The following is a 13,690-nucleotide window of genomic DNA, read 5'->3' on the forward strand; positions in this document are numbered from 1 at the left end:
TGGTCGGTCTTACCGTTCAGCGGATATCAATTGCTGTTCTCCGGCCAAGGCATGTATCCAGTCGATAAGCACGTTATCGGAAGCGCTCTGAGAGACGGTAACTACTATTTCGCCTTAAAAGACTCAGGACATTCTTTCTGGGCCCCTGTCGATGATCAATTCTTGCTGCATTGCGAGGTGGAGCGGACGTCCTCACACTGCGATCGGCAGATCGCGCTGGACCGTGTTGTTGCGTTGGCTCTCTCCCGTCGCTCTCATCTCTTATGGATTGCGTCCGATGCCGGGATCTACTCGCTGGGAGAGGCTGTGCAGGCCCAGCCAAAGCCCATTCACGGACGTGACGGAAAGACTGTCTCGCAAATGGCGCGCACGCTTGCCTTGCGTGCTGACGATACGCCATGGGCCGTGATCGGTACCTCTCTCTATCGGCGTGACGCCGACGGGGCGTGGGTGTCGGTGCTGACCGAGTGGCCGAATGCAAAAGACTTCATTCCGATGGCCATGACCTTCAGCTCCAGGGATGATCTCTGGATTGGCGGCATTCGGGCCAAGAACGGGCTGATGCATCTGGTACTGGACGGAAACCGGATCAGCCGAATTGAGCAGATCGGGGCAGATCGCGTTGGTTCCGAGCTCATTTTCAGCCTGCTCTGGGATAAGCGGCACCGCCTGTGGGTCGGGACTGAAAACGGGCTCGCGGTTTATAACGGGCTCGAATGGATCAGGATGACCCGTGATGACGGGCTGCTCTCTTCCAATATCAATCAGCAGGGCCTCTCCGAGGATGAGGACGGCTCAATCTGGGTCGCAACGAGCCGAGGCGTTTCGCATCTATTGCATCCTGAACGCCTGTTCGAGCGACAGACGCTCGATCCTGTCTTCATACGCGTGGCGCTTGGCGACCATCTTCTGCCAGAGAAGGCGGTTCCGTTTAGCCGCGATCCGCTCGTGGTCACTCTGGGTACGCTCAATACTGCCCTCGCGAATACAACCTATTTTCGTTACAGGCTGGAAGGTGTCGATCAGAACTGGATCACGACCACTACGGGCGAGATTCGCTATAATTTCGTGCCTCCGGGACATTCGCGCCTCGTTGTCCAGGCATTGAACGATAACCGTAATCTGATCTCCCCCCCGATCACACTCGAAATCCGTATGCAGCGGCCCTGGTGGACCACGTGGCCGCTGATCATGCTCTACACCTTGAGTGTGGTAGCGCTGCCTTATGCTTTTACCCATCTGCGTTTTCGTTATCTCCTCAAGCGTCAGCATCGGCTTGAGGCTCTGGTCGATGAACGTACGATCGAGATGCGTGCGGCCCAGCACGCGCTCGAGCAGCAGGCGCGTCAGGATGGCCTCACGCGCCTCATGAATCGTCGTACCGCTGAGGCGAGCGTGTCGCGTCTTCTAGAGCGACTGTCTCGTCTCGATGTCAGGTCGAGCACACGTTTTGCGACCCTGGCACTGTTGGACGTTGATCATTTCAAATCGATCAACGACACTTTCGGTCACGTGATTGGTGACGAGATTCTCGCGGGTATCGGGGCGCGCCTACTGCGCGCGAAGCATCAGGAGGAGATCATCGGCCGTTATGGCGGAGAGGAGTTCCTGATTGTCATACAGGGAGACTTCGCGGCCGCCAGAGCGCGTATCGCCACCTTGCTGGGCACTCTGAGTGACGTCCCATTCGAAACCAAGATAGGCACCTTGAGCGTCGGGTGCAGCGCTGGCATCGCCAGAATGAGCCCTGAGGAAGCTTGGTCCGATGCACTCGAGCGCGCGGATCAGGCCCTTTACAAAGCCAAGATTGCAGGGCGCGGACGTATCGTCGTCAGTGAACGAGACCTAGACGATGAGGGCTATCCAGACTGAACGGTGGAATGACGACCTCGAAGCGCTCCGATGTCGCGGGTACGATCATGTGGTAAACACCGCGCATGAAGCCGCATGGTGTGGGAAGTGCCGCCCCTGAGGTGTATTCGAAGATCTCGCTGGCAACGAGAATGGGCTGCTCGCCGACCACGCCATCACCATGGATATGATCCGTCTTGCCGCGCCCATCCGTGATTTCCCACGACCGGCTCAGGAGCTGGACCGTCTCGTCTCCGCCATTCTCGATCCGGACATGATAAGCCCAGGCATAGCTGTGTTCTTCTGGCTGGGACTGGTCCTCCAGCCAGAAGCTGCGCACGGAAACGGTGATATCGCGTGTCGTGGCCTCGTAGCGCGGCGCGGTTTCGATGGCCTCGGCGAAGCTTGCATCCGGGTCAGCAACAAGGCGGGGTGGGGCGGGTTTCTGGGACGACATGCCCGCCTTGTAGGCTCAGGGTCGCGCTAAAGGCAATCAGCCATTCAGCGCAGCAAGGCTTCGTTTAAGGTCAGCAATCAGATCTGCACTATCTTCAAGCCCGACCGAAAGGCGGATAGCGCCATCGGTGATCCCGAGGCGCGCGCGTTCCTCTGCGGCGACCTTGGAATGGGTGGTCGTTGCAGGATGGGTCGCCAGTGAGCGGGCATCGCCAAGATTGTTCGAAATGGCGATGAGCCTGAACGCATTCATGAAGCGGAAGGCCGCCTCTTTCCCGCCCTCGACCTCGAACGCCACCAGCGAACCCCCATTACTCATCTGCTTTTCAACAAGTGCGCGTTGCGGGTGCGAGGCGAGCCCTGGATAGGACACGCGCTTGATCCCCGGCTGATTTTCCAGGAAATGCGCGACGGCGCTTGCATTGGACGCCATGGCATTGACGCGGAGCGGCAAGGTCTCGAGCCCTTTGAGAAGTACCCAGGCATTGAACGGGGAAAGTGCATTGCCGGTATTGCGCGTGAAAGGTTGGAGTACCTCTTCGATCCACTGCTTGCGGCCGAGAACCGCCCCGCCCAGCACGCGTCCCTGGCCGTCAATATGCTTGGTGCAGGAGTAGAGCACGACGTCTGCGCCGAGTTCGAGCGGCTTCTGCCCCACTGGGGATGCGAAGACGTTATCGACCATCAAAAGCGCGCCGGCCTTGTGTGCCAGAGTGGCGATGCGCTCGACATCGAGCACGTCCAACATGGGGTTCGAGGGGCTCTCGATCAGGACCGCGCCGGCGGGAGTGGCGAGTGCCTCTTCCCAGCCTGCCCAGTCATCGCCATCGACCAGAACGGTTTCGATGCCATATCGCGGCAGGAGCGTCGTCACGATCCAGTAGCAGGAACCGAAAAGCGCCCGCGAGGCAACGACGCGATCGCCCTGCTTCAGATGTGACAGCAGCGCAGAGGAAACGGCGCCCATCCCGCTTGCAGTGACGATGCAGGCTTCTGCCCCTTCGAGCAGGGCGAGGCGCGCCTGCAAGGCGTCGGTGGTCGGGTTGCCGAAGCGCGAATATTGATAATGGGTTACTTCACCGGTGAAGGTGGCAGCGGCCTGTTCGGCGCTTTCATAGACGAAGCCGGAAGTAAGAAAGATGGACTCGCTGGTTTCACCATGTTCCGTTCGGCTGACATCCTGATGGAGCAGGCGGGTCGAGGGGCCGTAGCTGTGGTCTGTCATGGGGAAGACACTCCAAAATGCACCGGGAGATGAAGGTGCGATTCTGGCCGTGGAAAACCTGGGATGTGATGGATCCCGGGCCTCTTTAGCGCTGTTGTTTAGCCTCGCCGCAATCCGGCCTTTCAAATCGCGAGGGTCAATCGCTCGTCGGAGCGCTTGACGGCTGCGACTATGCGCAAAGCGATGATGCTTCGTCAACAGGGGGAGAGACATTGCAACGCGTACGCGGCTGCGCTAGAAGGGGCGCCGTGCGGGTGTAGTTCAATGGTAGAACGGCAGCTTCCCAAGCTGCATACGAGGGTTCGATTCCCTTCACCCGCTCCAGAAAACCCCTGAAAATTTGTTAGAAAACCCTTGCAGCGCCTTACTTTCTCCAATACGATAAACCAGTAACGTAACTAACATATTGATTTCACACGAAACCTTCGAGGTGTCCTAAATGGGTCCTAACAGCGTCCTACAAGATGATCCTACTGCCCATTCCGAAGTGCCCGCCGGAATGTCGGAAATATTTCGTCAGGCTCAGTGGGAGATGGTCGGAGTCCGCCGCGCTCAGAAGATTTTCATGGAAGATATGGAGCGCGCTACCGCCAGTGGTCGGCTGCACGAGACGGGGCCGGGGAGGAGGTTATTACGAAAGATTGTGACGCCTCTAGCCGAAGAGATCCGGAATGAAACTGACAAGGCTATAGCTGCGGCTGGTGAACGAGGGAGGAAGAGCGTAGTTGGAGATTGCTTCATGGCTTTCACGGACAAGCACCTAGAGGTAGCTATCGTCGCTACAGCCACGGTCCTCGGTAACGTTGGAATGTCCTTCGCACCGCCTGTGACGCGCTTATCAAAGTCTGTGGCGGCCGCCTTACGAAGCCAGCTTTCATACAACCAGATGCAAGAGCAAGCGAAGGCGGAGAAGTCAGAAGGAGATGACACGCTCTCCGTACTCCTCACACGCTTTAAGGAACGCTACAAGAATCCAAATGTGCGCCAATGGAAGGAATGGACACGACGCGCCGGAGTTTTGGTTAAAGCGGAATGGTCTGAAATTCACAGTATAACGGTTGGGGCGTGGCTCATTGAGCGCATATGCGTAGCGTCCGAGGGTGCGATTGTCACGGCTGAGGTTGCGGCGGACCCCACAAAGCCCTGCGCTCGCTGCGTCGTTGCGTCATCTCAGACCGTACAGGATTTACTGGATGATGCCGAGAAAATGAGCCTTTCGGCCCCCCGTCTGATGGCTATGGTCACACCGCCGCTGACTTGGAAATAAACCTCTAACGTGTTGAGATATCTTATGTCGGAATTGTTCTCAGGCGGGTTTTACGTTCACAAGATTCCTCTGGTACGCACAAATCGCCGCAGCTTTAATGATAAAGGGCGCGCCTCGGTAAGTGCGGCTGACCTGGACTCAGTTAACCGGGTCCAAGCCACACCTTGGAGGGTGAATCAGTTCATCCTTGACCTTCAGACCAAAGCCTTTGCGGACCGGACTAGTCTGCCGGGGGTGCCTCTCGAACTCCCCATCACGCCCTTAGGCTCTCCCTCATACGAGGCATGGCGCGACAGTCTCCGAACCGGGCGGCGCCACAGAGCAATGTCAGATACAACGTGGGAAGCGCTGACGGATGAACAGCGCAAAGAGCACAAATCCACTATGGCAGGAATCTACGATCACAACGCAAAGGTTGTCGGGAGGAAGTTCGCTTTCATGGACCTCATTTCTGTGGCTCAAGAGCTGCGCAACGAGAGGGCCGTATATTTCCCGCATAATAGGTGTTTTAGAGGGCGGATTTACCCAGCCATAAATTCGGGTCCGCATCCACAGGCCTCGGATGTAGGTAAGGGAGGAATCCATTTTGCCGAGGGGAAGAAGCTCGGAAGCCTGGGATATTTTTGGCTCCTGGTCCGCCTCGCCAACTGCGCTGGTAAGGACAAGATGACGCTCAACGAGCGTGTGTCCTGGGCGCTGGACCATAAAGATCAGGTAAGAGATTCGGCAGCGCACCCAGAGGAGTGTCTATGGTGGGCGGAAGTTAACGGCGGAGACGAAGCCTGGAGCCTTCTCGCCACCTGCCACGAACTGAACCTGGCTTGGTCCTCAGGTAATCCGGAGGACTTCATAAGTCATCTGCCGGTTCCGATGGACGGTACCTGTAATGGCTTGCAGCATCTGAGCGCCCTGGCGCTTGATCCTATCGGGGCGGCAGCTACCAATCTCTCCGCCCGCAATACCAGACAAGACATATATATAGATGTGGGGCAGAGCGTTCGTGAGCGGGTTCTCAGCGATGCCTCTCAAGGTATTTCCGAGGCCTTGGAATGGGAGCCTCGTATGGGTGACACAGGCTTCTTGCGTAGCCTCGTAAAACGCGCAGTGATGACAACTCCCTACGGAGTTACCGCGCGCGGCATCAGAACCCAGATCCTTAACGACGATGCGATTATGGGAGGGATCAGCGAAGGGAAGGGGAAGGCCGCCGAGTATATTCGGGGACACATTATGGGGGCCTTGGAGGGCACCGCAGGGGCCGCTCAAGGGGTGATGGGTTATCTACGCGAGTGCGCCTCAGAACTGGCGAAAGCCGGGGTGCCCTTCTCGTGGCAAACCCCCTCCGGGTCAGTGATCGAGCAGGCATATAGGGAGCCCGTTCAGCACAGAGTGCCTACGCTGTGTGGGCATCTTGTGGTCTACGATGAATCAGATGCCCAGCCGCTGTCCGTCCGTAAGCAAGCGGCGGGAGCGCCCCCAAACTATGTGCACAGCTTTGACGGCGCGCACCTCTCAATGACGGTTAATAAAGCATTTAACCAAGGCATTAGGTCGTTCGCGATGATACATGACAGCTACGGCACCCATGCCGCAGACACTCAGACGCTTGCGAGGTCACTGCGGGAGAGCTTTGTAGAGATTTACCAGCAGGATCGATTAGCACAGACGGCATCTGAGATAGCTGATTATGCCCCGCATGTTTACCTGCCAGAGCCTCCTAAGAGAGGGGCATTTGATATCAATGAAGTGCTGCGGTCTGAGTTCTTCTTTTCATGATACACCTCTAACGTGACAATTTAACTTACGTAATAGAACAGTAGCCGCTGCCCTTCGGGTGGCGGTTTTGCATATCTGGAGGTTCCCTATGAACTGTGACGACAAAGTTCTCGCCTGGCATTTCGTAGGGGACACCCTTCGGGACGGCCGCAAAGTCCCCGCTGATGGAGAGATTCTGACCCATGTAGGCCCGGTCATCCCGTGCCAGCAGGGCCTACACGCCAGCGAACGCCTGATTGACGCCCTACAGTACGCACCCGGCCACATGCTATGTCGTGTCGAGTGCTGGGGCGACGTTGAGCATGATGCTGACGACAAGCTGGCAGCACGTCATCGACGTATCATTTGGCGACTTGATGCAGAGCAGATCCTGAGAGCGTTTTCGCGCCGGTGTGCGCTCGACGTTATTCATCTTTGGGATGCTCCATTTGTCGTGCGGGAATACCTTGAAACTGGGAATGAGGCGCTAAGGGCCGCCGCAGGGGCCGCCGCAAGGGACGCCGCATGGGACGCCGCAGGGGCCGCCGCAGGGGCCGCCGCAAGGGACGCCGCATGGGCCGCCGCAGGGGCCGCCTCAAGGGACGCCGCATGGGCCGCCGCAGGGGCCGCCGCATGGGCCGCCGCAGGGGCCGCCGCAAGGGACGCCGCATGGGCCGCCGCAGGGGCCGCCGCAAGGGCCGCCGCAAGGGCCGCCGCAAGGGACGCCGCATGGGCCGCCGCAAGGGACGCCCAGAACAATATCCTGATCGAAATGTCTGAGGCTGAGCACAAGCGGGCTATTGGAGAAGGCGCATGACCAACGAACAGAAGCCGGAGAGCGCGGAGTTTCGGACGCGGGAGGCGCAGACCGATGCTTTGGCAAGGGCGATCGGCCCGGAAAAGATTTTCCACCTACTCAACCAATCCTACCGAGAAGAAATAATGGCGAGGGCTTCCTCTCACGTTCTCGAAGCCGAGGCCAGAGGCGCGGCAGAGCAGCGCCGGAAGGATGCGGAGGATGCGGAGGGGGCGGAGCCTGTTGGATGGCAATATCAAAACGCATATGGCGATTGGCATCCCATACTAAAAGGGTCGCCTGAATGGTACATTAGAAACGGTTCTATAGTTCGGCCTATCTACACCCGCCCCGCCAACGTCGCCGCGCTTGAGGTTCGGGTGAAGGAGTTGGAGGGGGAGGTCGATCGCCGGATATCCGAGGCCGTAGCAGCGGAGCGGGAGCGGTGCGCGAAAATGCTTGATGCAAGCGCAATCCGAGCTGATGAACATGGCGCTCATTGGGGTGAACGCTACGCCAAATGTTGGGCCGCAGCCATCCGCGAGGGAGTCTAATACCCGCTCGTCGTGCAGGGGGCAAAGCTAGGCCCTAAAGCACTGCAATTCGTCACGCTGCTGTAGGGCCTGCCCGCAGCGACCGCTGCGGCGCCTAAGCGCATCATATCGGTCCCCATGGCTTGTCTCCTTTGCGCACCTGCAACCAATAAACCTCTAACGTGACAATTTAACTTACGTAATAGAACAGTAGCCGCTGGATCAACATTCAAGGACTGCCCAATGAACTTCCAAGCACCTTCACGTCGCCAGAAGCACATGTCCCCGCTGTGGACCTCACTTCCCCAGCAGATCCTCAAGCGGGAATTTATCAAGACCCACGGCAAGGACGCTGACGGCGCCTTTCGTATCCGTAATCGCCTCGACCGCGCCGCATGAAGAACACCCCAAGGGAGAAGGCAAAGGTCCTCTCAGCGGGCATGAGGGCCGTTTGGCCGGACTTTCAGGGAGACCCTGATCGCTTGGAGGACGTGTTCCTCCGCTTGGTCGAAGCCGTGCAGACGCAGGGCCACCACATCATCCTCGTAACCACGACACCGGCAGCGCCTTGTCATCTGAGTAAGCGTTTGAGCTAGGCGCGCACAATCATCAAACCCCGTTCGGACGGATCGGGACTGAACTCTCAATTCTTATTTCGGACAGATACAGACATGGCGAAAGCCCCTAAGAAAATTCTCACGTCCCCTAAGGGCACCCTGCAATTCCCCTCACTCCGCGTCCCGAACACCAAGTTCAAACCTGAGGGCGCTTTCGAGGCTCCGCTGATCCTGCGGATAGACGATGCAGACACGCAGGCGTTCCTGGCCAAGCTGGAGCCATTCTACAAGCAGGCTGAAGCCTTTGCTCAGGAGCAGTTTGACGCACTTCCCAAGGGAAGCCAGAAGCGTCTAGGCGAGGTCAATATGAACCCGCTCTATTCCGAGGTGTATGACAAGGACACTGAGGAGCCGACCGGCGAGATCAAGTTCAACTTCAAGATGAAGGCCTCGGGCGAACGCAAGGATGGCACGAAGTGGACTTCCAAGCTCCCTGTGTTCGACGCCAAGGGCAAGAAGCTCGACCCGGTTCCTGACGCCTGGGGCGGAACGGTCGCGAAGGTGTCCTTCGAGGTCAAGAAGGACTTCAAGACGGGCCAGTTCGGCTACTTCCTTCCCGGCACGGGTGCAGGCGGTCTGACACTGGCTCTGGAAGCTGTTCAGATCATCGAACTGTCCTCGGGCGGCGCTCGTGATGCCGGTGGATACGGCTTCGGCAAGGAAGAAGGCTACGAGGGCTCAGACGAGGCCGAGGATACGGGCTGGAGCGGCTCTGACGACACAGGCGCTTCGGCGGGGGACAACGACGATTTCTGAGACCCGTCAGGCTGGCATCATCCAGCAGGCCTTTGACTGGATCGCAGAGAACACCTCGCAGACCCACACAGTCACCATTGAAGCTGAACCTCGACCGGAGAGCCTTCGGGCTGCCGTTCGGGGCGGTCGAGCCTATGTCTACAAGGGAAAACTTTACGGGGAATTTCTTCAGGCCTGCATTGAGCAGGTCTCGAAACAGCGCCCTGAAACGCCCCTTAAAGGCGACCTATACGGCCTCATGGAGGTCATCGTCACCAAGCCAAAGGCAACCAAGCGCCGCCGTCCTGGGGGCGACGTGGATAACCTCGTGAAGGGCGTTCAGGATGCCCTCACACAGGCGAAGGTCTACGAAGATGACGACAATCTGGTGAGCATTTCCGCGCACAAACGCTGGGCTCGTTCAGGGGAACCTGCGGGGGTCCGCGTGATCCTCGGCGTTCTGAACTAACCCAACCCCAATCCTAAATTTCATTCAATCAACTGTGCCAGCGGATCGCTGAGCGGAGGCTATAAGTATGCGTATAGAAGATGTGAAAGAGGGTATGAAGGTGCTCGTGAAAGCAAGCACTTACAGCCCCGTAGGACCTACCCGCGCCATGGTAGGTCATGTTGTGGAGGTTCGCGGCATTCCTTCCGATGGTGATAGGGTGATTCTGTGGAACATAGACAAGACGGATTGGTGGAACTTCAATGCCTCCGATATTGAGAGCGCAGAGGCCCCTCAGGTCCCCGCAGTGACCATCAACGGCACTGTCTACGTCCCTGAGGACACCATCAAAACCCCCGAACCGGTCTCTGCGCCGAAGTTCTTCTGGGGCCAGTGGGTGAAGGTTGAGGATGACGACCTTCCGGCGATTGTCATTCGCCCCGAGGTAGACTCAGAGGGGGACATCAGACTCAACTTTATGGGGAAGGACGATTGGACGTACCGCCAAGCGAGCTGGTGCACCCCTATCGGCACCTGAAAATGCCCTTTCTCCTCGCTCTCACACTCCTTTTCATCGGCCTCAAACTGTCCGGCATCGTCGCCTGGGGATGGGCACTTGTCCTGTTCCCCATGCTGGTCATTCCAGGTGCTTGGCTGCTGTTCTTTCTGCTGGTCCTTTTGGGCTGCGCGGGCGGCAGCCGCAGGGCGCGCTTTGAGCCGATGATGAAATGAGTGAATTCCTGTCAGGGCAGCTTCGGCTGCCTTGGCGGGATACTTTCAAGTTTGTTTAGGGTGCCCTTAGAGGGCAGATGTGTGCTGGCCCAGCAGTATCTGGGAATTGGGCTCCGCCGAAGGTCGGTCCACGTCAGGCAGAGCCGCCGAAATTGAAGGTGAGAACAGCTCCCTCACGCACCAAGATGCGTCTCACGCATAGGGGTAACTAAGCAACCGGGCCAGCTATGGCGCGCCTGAATGCCCAAGAGATCGTGCCTTGCGACACGGCAATTTCAAATCAAACACCGATGGATAGGTGAGCGAGACGCTGCCCCCTGCTGGCTACCATACCGGCAGACTGCGCTACATACGTCTCTCATTACGATGCGTCAGTCTCGTCCGCATCTGTCCCCTAGGGGCACCTTCAAGGAGCCCATGACACCTCAAGCAAAACTCGTGCTGGACCACCTTCAGCACCACGGCTCGATCTCTGCCGTCGAGGCCGCAGCGGTCTACCGCATCCGCCATCTTCCGCGCCGTATCCTGGACCTCAAAGAGGCTGGGCATGGCATTCGCAAGGAACCCCGCAAGGACCCTACGGGCCAGCGGTACGTCCGGTATTATCTGGAGAAGCCAAGTGACAGCGATCGAGCGTAACTCAATACCGGGCCAGCCCTCAGACTCTACCATCGTTGATGATAACGAACAGGACAATATCCGAGTGTCCGTCGCCCCTGAGGAGGACGGAATGCCAGCCTGCATCATTGTCGAGCAGGACGACGACTTCCTGAATCTCTCTTACGAACAGGCGAACATTCTTGCCGCCACCCTCACAGCCTTTGCACAGGAGCTTCCGCGTGTCTGACAAGAAACCCGTTGTCTACGTCCCCTCGACGCTCCGCCGTGGGGGTTCGAGCCATTCCGTTCCGAGTACCGCTCAGCGGCCTGCGCCACGATTTGTGGTGTGGTGAGCCTATGAAAACTCAGCGCGACATTCACATGACTGCCGATGTGACCCTTCAGGAGCTTGTCACGGCCCTCAAGCTGCGCTTTCCGGGGAACATTCACATTGAGACCCTACCGGCCAGCGGAAAGGGCGTGACAGTGGCCTCTCAGCGGGGCTTGGGAATCAAGGTCTCATACACTAAGACCGGCGACGTTGTCGGATCGGAGGCACATGACCTCCAAAGCTGAGAGCCATGAAGATATGGCTGAGGCTGAGCGGCGCAAGTCTGATCTTGCTAAGTGGGCTGAGGGCCTAATCCCTGTCCCGGCTGCAATGGTCGGACGGGGGAGCCTCTATGAGACCGCGTGGCTGACGCACCCCGAAGCCGCTTTGATTTCAGCCTGTATTCGCAGGCTTTTATGCCTTCCTGCGGTGCATGGAAGCATCTGACTACCTGAGCAAAGGTCCCTGCTCAGCCTGCGGTTCCCGCGATGCAGCCGCTCTCTACACAGACGGGCACATTCACTGCTTCAGTTGCGGGCACCACACGGGGCCATCAGACCAGACACCAACAAAAAAGCAGGAGGCGCGCACGTCATCGACCGCAGCCTTCATTGAAGGCGATTACCAACCGCTCACAAAGCGCGGCATCACCGCTGAGACCTGCCGCAAGATGGGCTATAGGGTCGGCACAGACAAGCACGGAAGCACCGTGCAGATCGCAGACTACCGAGACGCTGATGGCCATCTGGTCGGGCAGAAGATACGCGGCAAGGATAAAGCGTTCTCAGCTATCGGGATGAAGGATGCTCCCCTGTTTGCCCAGCACGTCTGGCCGAGTAAGGGAAAGCGGGTGGTGGTCACTGAGGGCGAGATTGATGCCCTTTCAGTGGCCCAGGTAACGGGCCTTTCATGGCCTGTAGTGTCCCTTCCAAACGGCGCTCAGGGTGCCTCAAAGGCCCTTTCAGCGCAGATAGCGTGGCTTGAAGGGTACGAAGAAGTCGTCCTCATGTTCGACATGGACGAGCCGGGGCGGAAGGCGGCTGCGGAGTGTGCTCAGTTGTTCACTCCTGGGCGATGCAAGATTGCTGAGCTGCCCCGCAAAGACGCCAATGAGATGCTCACCCACGGCGACGTGAAGGCGCTTACCACGGCAATCTACAATGCCCGGACCTACCGACCAGACGGTATTGTAACGCTTGCGGATGTGAGGGACAAAATCCTTGCTCCAGTGGAGGTGGGTATCCCCTACCTATTCCCAAGTGTCACAGCAGCCACCTATGGGCGGCGGAAGGGCCAGCTTATTGGTATCGGAGCTGGATCAGGCGTTGGTAAGACCGACTTAATAACGCAGATGGTCGAGACTGACATAACGCAGCTTGGTCTGAAGGTCGGTATCCTATTCCTTGAGCAGCCTATCGAGCAGACTGGAAAGCGGCTGGCGGGTAAGTTTGCGGGGAAGCGGTTTCATATTCCAGACGGAAGCTGGACGCAGGATGAGCTTGCAGCTTCTCTTGATGAGGTTGCTCAGGAAGACCGCCTCTATCTCTATGACAGCTTCGGCGCGACTACGTGGGACGTTATCCGGGGCCGTATCAAGTATATGGTGCAGCACCTTGGCTGTGAGAGCATCTACCTTGATCACCTCACGGCCCTCACGGCCCATATGGATGACGAGCGCCGGGAACTTGAGGCGGTGCTTGAGGAAATGGCCACAATGGCCAAGACCCTCAATTTCGTTTTCCACTTTATCTCCCATCTCGCTACGCCAAAGGACGGCCCGCCGCATGAGGAAGGCGGGCGCGTTAAAGGTCAGCACTTCAAGGGCGCGCGCGCCATTATGTTCTGGGCGCACATGCTCTGGGGCCTTGAGCGAAACACGCAGGCGGATGATCCAGAGGAGCGCCGCCAGAGCACCCTAAGGTGCCTTAAGGACCGTGAAACCGGGCGCGCCAACGGAATGACATTCCCTCTCACGTTCGATGATGCAACAGGCAGGCTGATCGAAGGGGAGCGCACAGAGCCCGTGCAGGCGTTCCAAGAGGACGATGACGCGCCGTTCTAAGAGGGACCCCCTAAAGTCCCTTAAAGACACCCTTCGCCGCTACGGCCTGACCATCCCCGACTATCACCAGAAGCTCAAAGCCCAACACTATGGCTGCGCCATTTGCGGCCAGTCTGACTTTGGAGGGCTGCGGCTCAGTATAGATCATGACCACCAAACAGGGGCCGTAAGAGGGCTCCTCTGCTCCCGGTGCAACGTTGGTCTTGGGCACTTCTCGGACAATCCCGAGGTGCTGATCAAGGCCGCCGACTATCTCATTCAACACGAAATTTAGGAGACTCC

16 protein-coding genes, 1 tRNA gene and 1 riboswitch are annotated in these 13,690 nt (G+C 58.1%); of the genes, 14 read left to right on the top strand and 3 right to left on the bottom strand.

The window, feature by feature from the left end; all coding sequences use genetic code 11:
* Positions 1-234: 234 nt before the first annotated feature.
* Positions 235-1,872: a ligand-binding sensor domain-containing diguanylate cyclase gene (locus C0V97_RS18380; protein WP_158625412.1), complete on the top strand. Its 1,638-nt coding sequence runs from the start codon at positions 235-237 to the stop codon at positions 1,870-1,872.
* On the opposite strand, the gene apaG is transcribed toward C0V97_RS18380, so the two are convergent.
* Both apaG and metZ read right to left on the bottom strand, forming a co-directional pair.
* Complete coding sequence (gene apaG, locus C0V97_RS12070; RefSeq protein ID WP_127102831.1) at positions 1,832-2,308, bottom strand: Co2+/Mg2+ efflux protein ApaG; 477 nt, start codon at positions 2,306-2,308, stop codon at positions 1,832-1,834. The two genes, C0V97_RS18380 and apaG, sit on opposite strands and share 41 nt — an antisense overlap.
* Before the next feature lie 36 nt (positions 2,309-2,344).
* Entirely contained in the window at positions 2,345-3,532 is a 1,188-nt protein-coding gene (gene metZ / locus C0V97_RS12075) for an O-succinylhomoserine sulfhydrylase (protein WP_127102832.1), read from the bottom strand.
* Between the two features lie 64 nt (positions 3,533-3,596).
* Positions 3,597-3,676: riboswitch (SAM riboswitch) on the bottom strand.
* Positions 3,677-3,782: 106 nt separating this feature from the next.
* Here metZ and C0V97_RS12080 point away from each other — a divergent pair.
* From C0V97_RS12080 to C0V97_RS12090, 3 genes are all read left to right on the top strand, one after another.
* Positions 3,783-3,856, top strand: a tRNA-Gly gene (locus tag C0V97_RS12080).
* A gap of 415 nt (positions 3,857-4,271) precedes the next feature.
* On the top strand, positions 4,272-4,799 hold the full coding sequence (locus tag C0V97_RS12085; protein WP_127102833.1) for a hypothetical protein: 528 nt from the start codon (positions 4,272-4,274) through the stop codon (positions 4,797-4,799).
* A gap of 324 nt (positions 4,800-5,123) precedes the next feature.
* Positions 5,124-6,575, top strand: a complete 1,452-nt coding sequence (locus C0V97_RS12090) for a DNA-directed RNA polymerase (protein WP_158625413.1) — start codon at positions 5,124-5,126, stop codon at positions 6,573-6,575.
* Positions 6,576-6,843: 268 nt separating this feature from the next.
* Here the strand turns inward: C0V97_RS12090 and C0V97_RS18585 are convergent, their stop codons facing one another.
* Positions 6,844-6,987 (bottom strand): hypothetical protein, encoded by a 144-nt coding sequence (locus C0V97_RS18585; RefSeq protein ID WP_199751856.1) that lies wholly within the window; start codon positions 6,985-6,987, stop codon positions 6,844-6,846.
* A gap of 380 nt (positions 6,988-7,367) precedes the next feature.
* Between C0V97_RS18585 and C0V97_RS12100 the strand changes: the two genes are divergently transcribed.
* The 10 genes from C0V97_RS12100 to C0V97_RS18950 all read left to right on the top strand — a co-directional run bounded on the left by C0V97_RS12100 (position 7,368) and on the right by C0V97_RS18950 (position 13,682).
* Positions 7,368-7,904: a hypothetical protein gene (locus tag C0V97_RS12100; RefSeq protein ID WP_127102835.1), complete on the top strand. Its 537-nt coding sequence runs from the start codon at positions 7,368-7,370 to the stop codon at positions 7,902-7,904.
* 222 nt (positions 7,905-8,126) lie between these two features.
* The gene (locus C0V97_RS18385) at positions 8,127-8,282 is read left to right on the top strand and encodes a hypothetical protein (protein WP_158625414.1); all 156 of its coding nucleotides are present in this window, start codon (positions 8,127-8,129) and stop codon (positions 8,280-8,282) included.
* Positions 8,283-8,554: 272 nt separating this feature from the next.
* Positions 8,555-9,256, top strand: a complete 702-nt coding sequence (locus C0V97_RS18705) for a hypothetical protein (protein ID WP_233582129.1) — start codon at positions 8,555-8,557, stop codon at positions 9,254-9,256.
* On the top strand, positions 9,141-9,704 hold the full coding sequence (locus C0V97_RS12105) for a RusA family crossover junction endodeoxyribonuclease (RefSeq protein WP_233582140.1): 564 nt from the start codon (positions 9,141-9,143) through the stop codon (positions 9,702-9,704). The genes C0V97_RS18705 and C0V97_RS12105 overlap by 116 nt, the downstream gene beginning before the upstream one ends.
* A 67-nt stretch (positions 9,705-9,771) precedes the next feature.
* The gene (locus tag C0V97_RS12110; RefSeq protein WP_127102837.1) at positions 9,772-10,221 is read left to right on the top strand and encodes a hypothetical protein; all 450 of its coding nucleotides are present in this window, start codon (positions 9,772-9,774) and stop codon (positions 10,219-10,221) included.
* A gap of 2 nt (positions 10,222-10,223) precedes the next feature.
* Positions 10,224-10,415: a transmembrane Fragile-X-F protein gene (locus C0V97_RS12115; RefSeq protein WP_127102838.1), complete on the top strand. Its 192-nt coding sequence runs from the start codon at positions 10,224-10,226 to the stop codon at positions 10,413-10,415.
* Between the two features lie 417 nt (positions 10,416-10,832).
* Positions 10,833-11,054 carry a helix-turn-helix domain-containing protein gene (locus C0V97_RS18390; RefSeq protein WP_158625415.1) on the top strand — a complete coding sequence of 74 codons (222 nt, stop codon included), beginning with the start codon at positions 10,833-10,835 and terminating at the stop codon, positions 11,052-11,054.
* The gene (locus C0V97_RS18225; protein WP_148114937.1) at positions 11,035-11,262 is read left to right on the top strand and encodes a hypothetical protein; all 228 of its coding nucleotides are present in this window, start codon (positions 11,035-11,037) and stop codon (positions 11,260-11,262) included. The genes C0V97_RS18390 and C0V97_RS18225 overlap by 20 nt, the downstream gene beginning before the upstream one ends.
* A 517-nt stretch (positions 11,263-11,779) precedes the next feature.
* Positions 11,780-13,408 carry a toprim domain-containing protein gene (locus C0V97_RS12125; protein ID WP_127102840.1) on the top strand — a complete coding sequence of 543 codons (1,629 nt, stop codon included), beginning with the start codon at positions 11,780-11,782 and terminating at the stop codon, positions 13,406-13,408.
* On the top strand, positions 13,392-13,682 hold the full coding sequence (locus C0V97_RS18950) for an endonuclease VII domain-containing protein (protein ID WP_127102841.1): 291 nt from the start codon (positions 13,392-13,394) through the stop codon (positions 13,680-13,682). The genes C0V97_RS12125 and C0V97_RS18950 overlap by 17 nt, the downstream gene beginning before the upstream one ends.
* The last annotated feature ends 8 nt before the right edge of the window (positions 13,683-13,690 follow it).

The sequence above is a fragment of the Asaia sp. W19 genome (genome assembly GCF_003994335.1).
Lineage (GTDB): Bacteria > Pseudomonadota > Alphaproteobacteria > Acetobacterales > Acetobacteraceae > Asaia.

Coding starts and splice junctions, on each gene's coding strand:
- apaG (WP_127102831.1), bottom strand. CDS start 2,308: ATGTCGTCCCAGAAACCCGCCCCACCCCGCCTTGTTGCTGACCCGGAT.
- metZ (WP_127102832.1), bottom strand. CDS start 3,532: ATGACAGACCACAGCTACGGCCCCTCGACCCGCCTGCTCCATCAGGAT.
- C0V97_RS12085 (WP_127102833.1), top strand. CDS start 4,272: ATGGCTTTCACGGACAAGCACCTAGAGGTAGCTATCGTCGCTACAGCC.
- C0V97_RS12090 (WP_158625413.1), top strand. CDS start 5,124: ATGTCAGATACAACGTGGGAAGCGCTGACGGATGAACAGCGCAAAGAG.
- C0V97_RS18585 (WP_199751856.1), bottom strand. CDS start 6,987: ATGAATAACGTCGAGCGCACACCGGCGCGAAAACGCTCTCAGGATCTG.
- C0V97_RS12100 (WP_127102835.1), top strand. CDS start 7,368: ATGACCAACGAACAGAAGCCGGAGAGCGCGGAGTTTCGGACGCGGGAG.
- C0V97_RS18385 (WP_158625414.1), top strand. CDS start 8,127: ATGAACTTCCAAGCACCTTCACGTCGCCAGAAGCACATGTCCCCGCTG.
- C0V97_RS18705 (WP_233582129.1), top strand. CDS start 8,555: ATGGCGAAAGCCCCTAAGAAAATTCTCACGTCCCCTAAGGGCACCCTG.
- C0V97_RS12110 (WP_127102837.1), top strand. CDS start 9,772: ATGCGTATAGAAGATGTGAAAGAGGGTATGAAGGTGCTCGTGAAAGCA.
- C0V97_RS12115 (WP_127102838.1), top strand. CDS start 10,224: ATGCCCTTTCTCCTCGCTCTCACACTCCTTTTCATCGGCCTCAAACTG.
- C0V97_RS18390 (WP_158625415.1), top strand. CDS start 10,833: ATGACACCTCAAGCAAAACTCGTGCTGGACCACCTTCAGCACCACGGC.
- C0V97_RS12125 (WP_127102840.1), top strand. CDS start 11,780: ATGGAAGCATCTGACTACCTGAGCAAAGGTCCCTGCTCAGCCTGCGGT.
- C0V97_RS18950 (WP_127102841.1), top strand. CDS start 13,392: ATGACGCGCCGTTCTAAGAGGGACCCCCTAAAGTCCCTTAAAGACACC.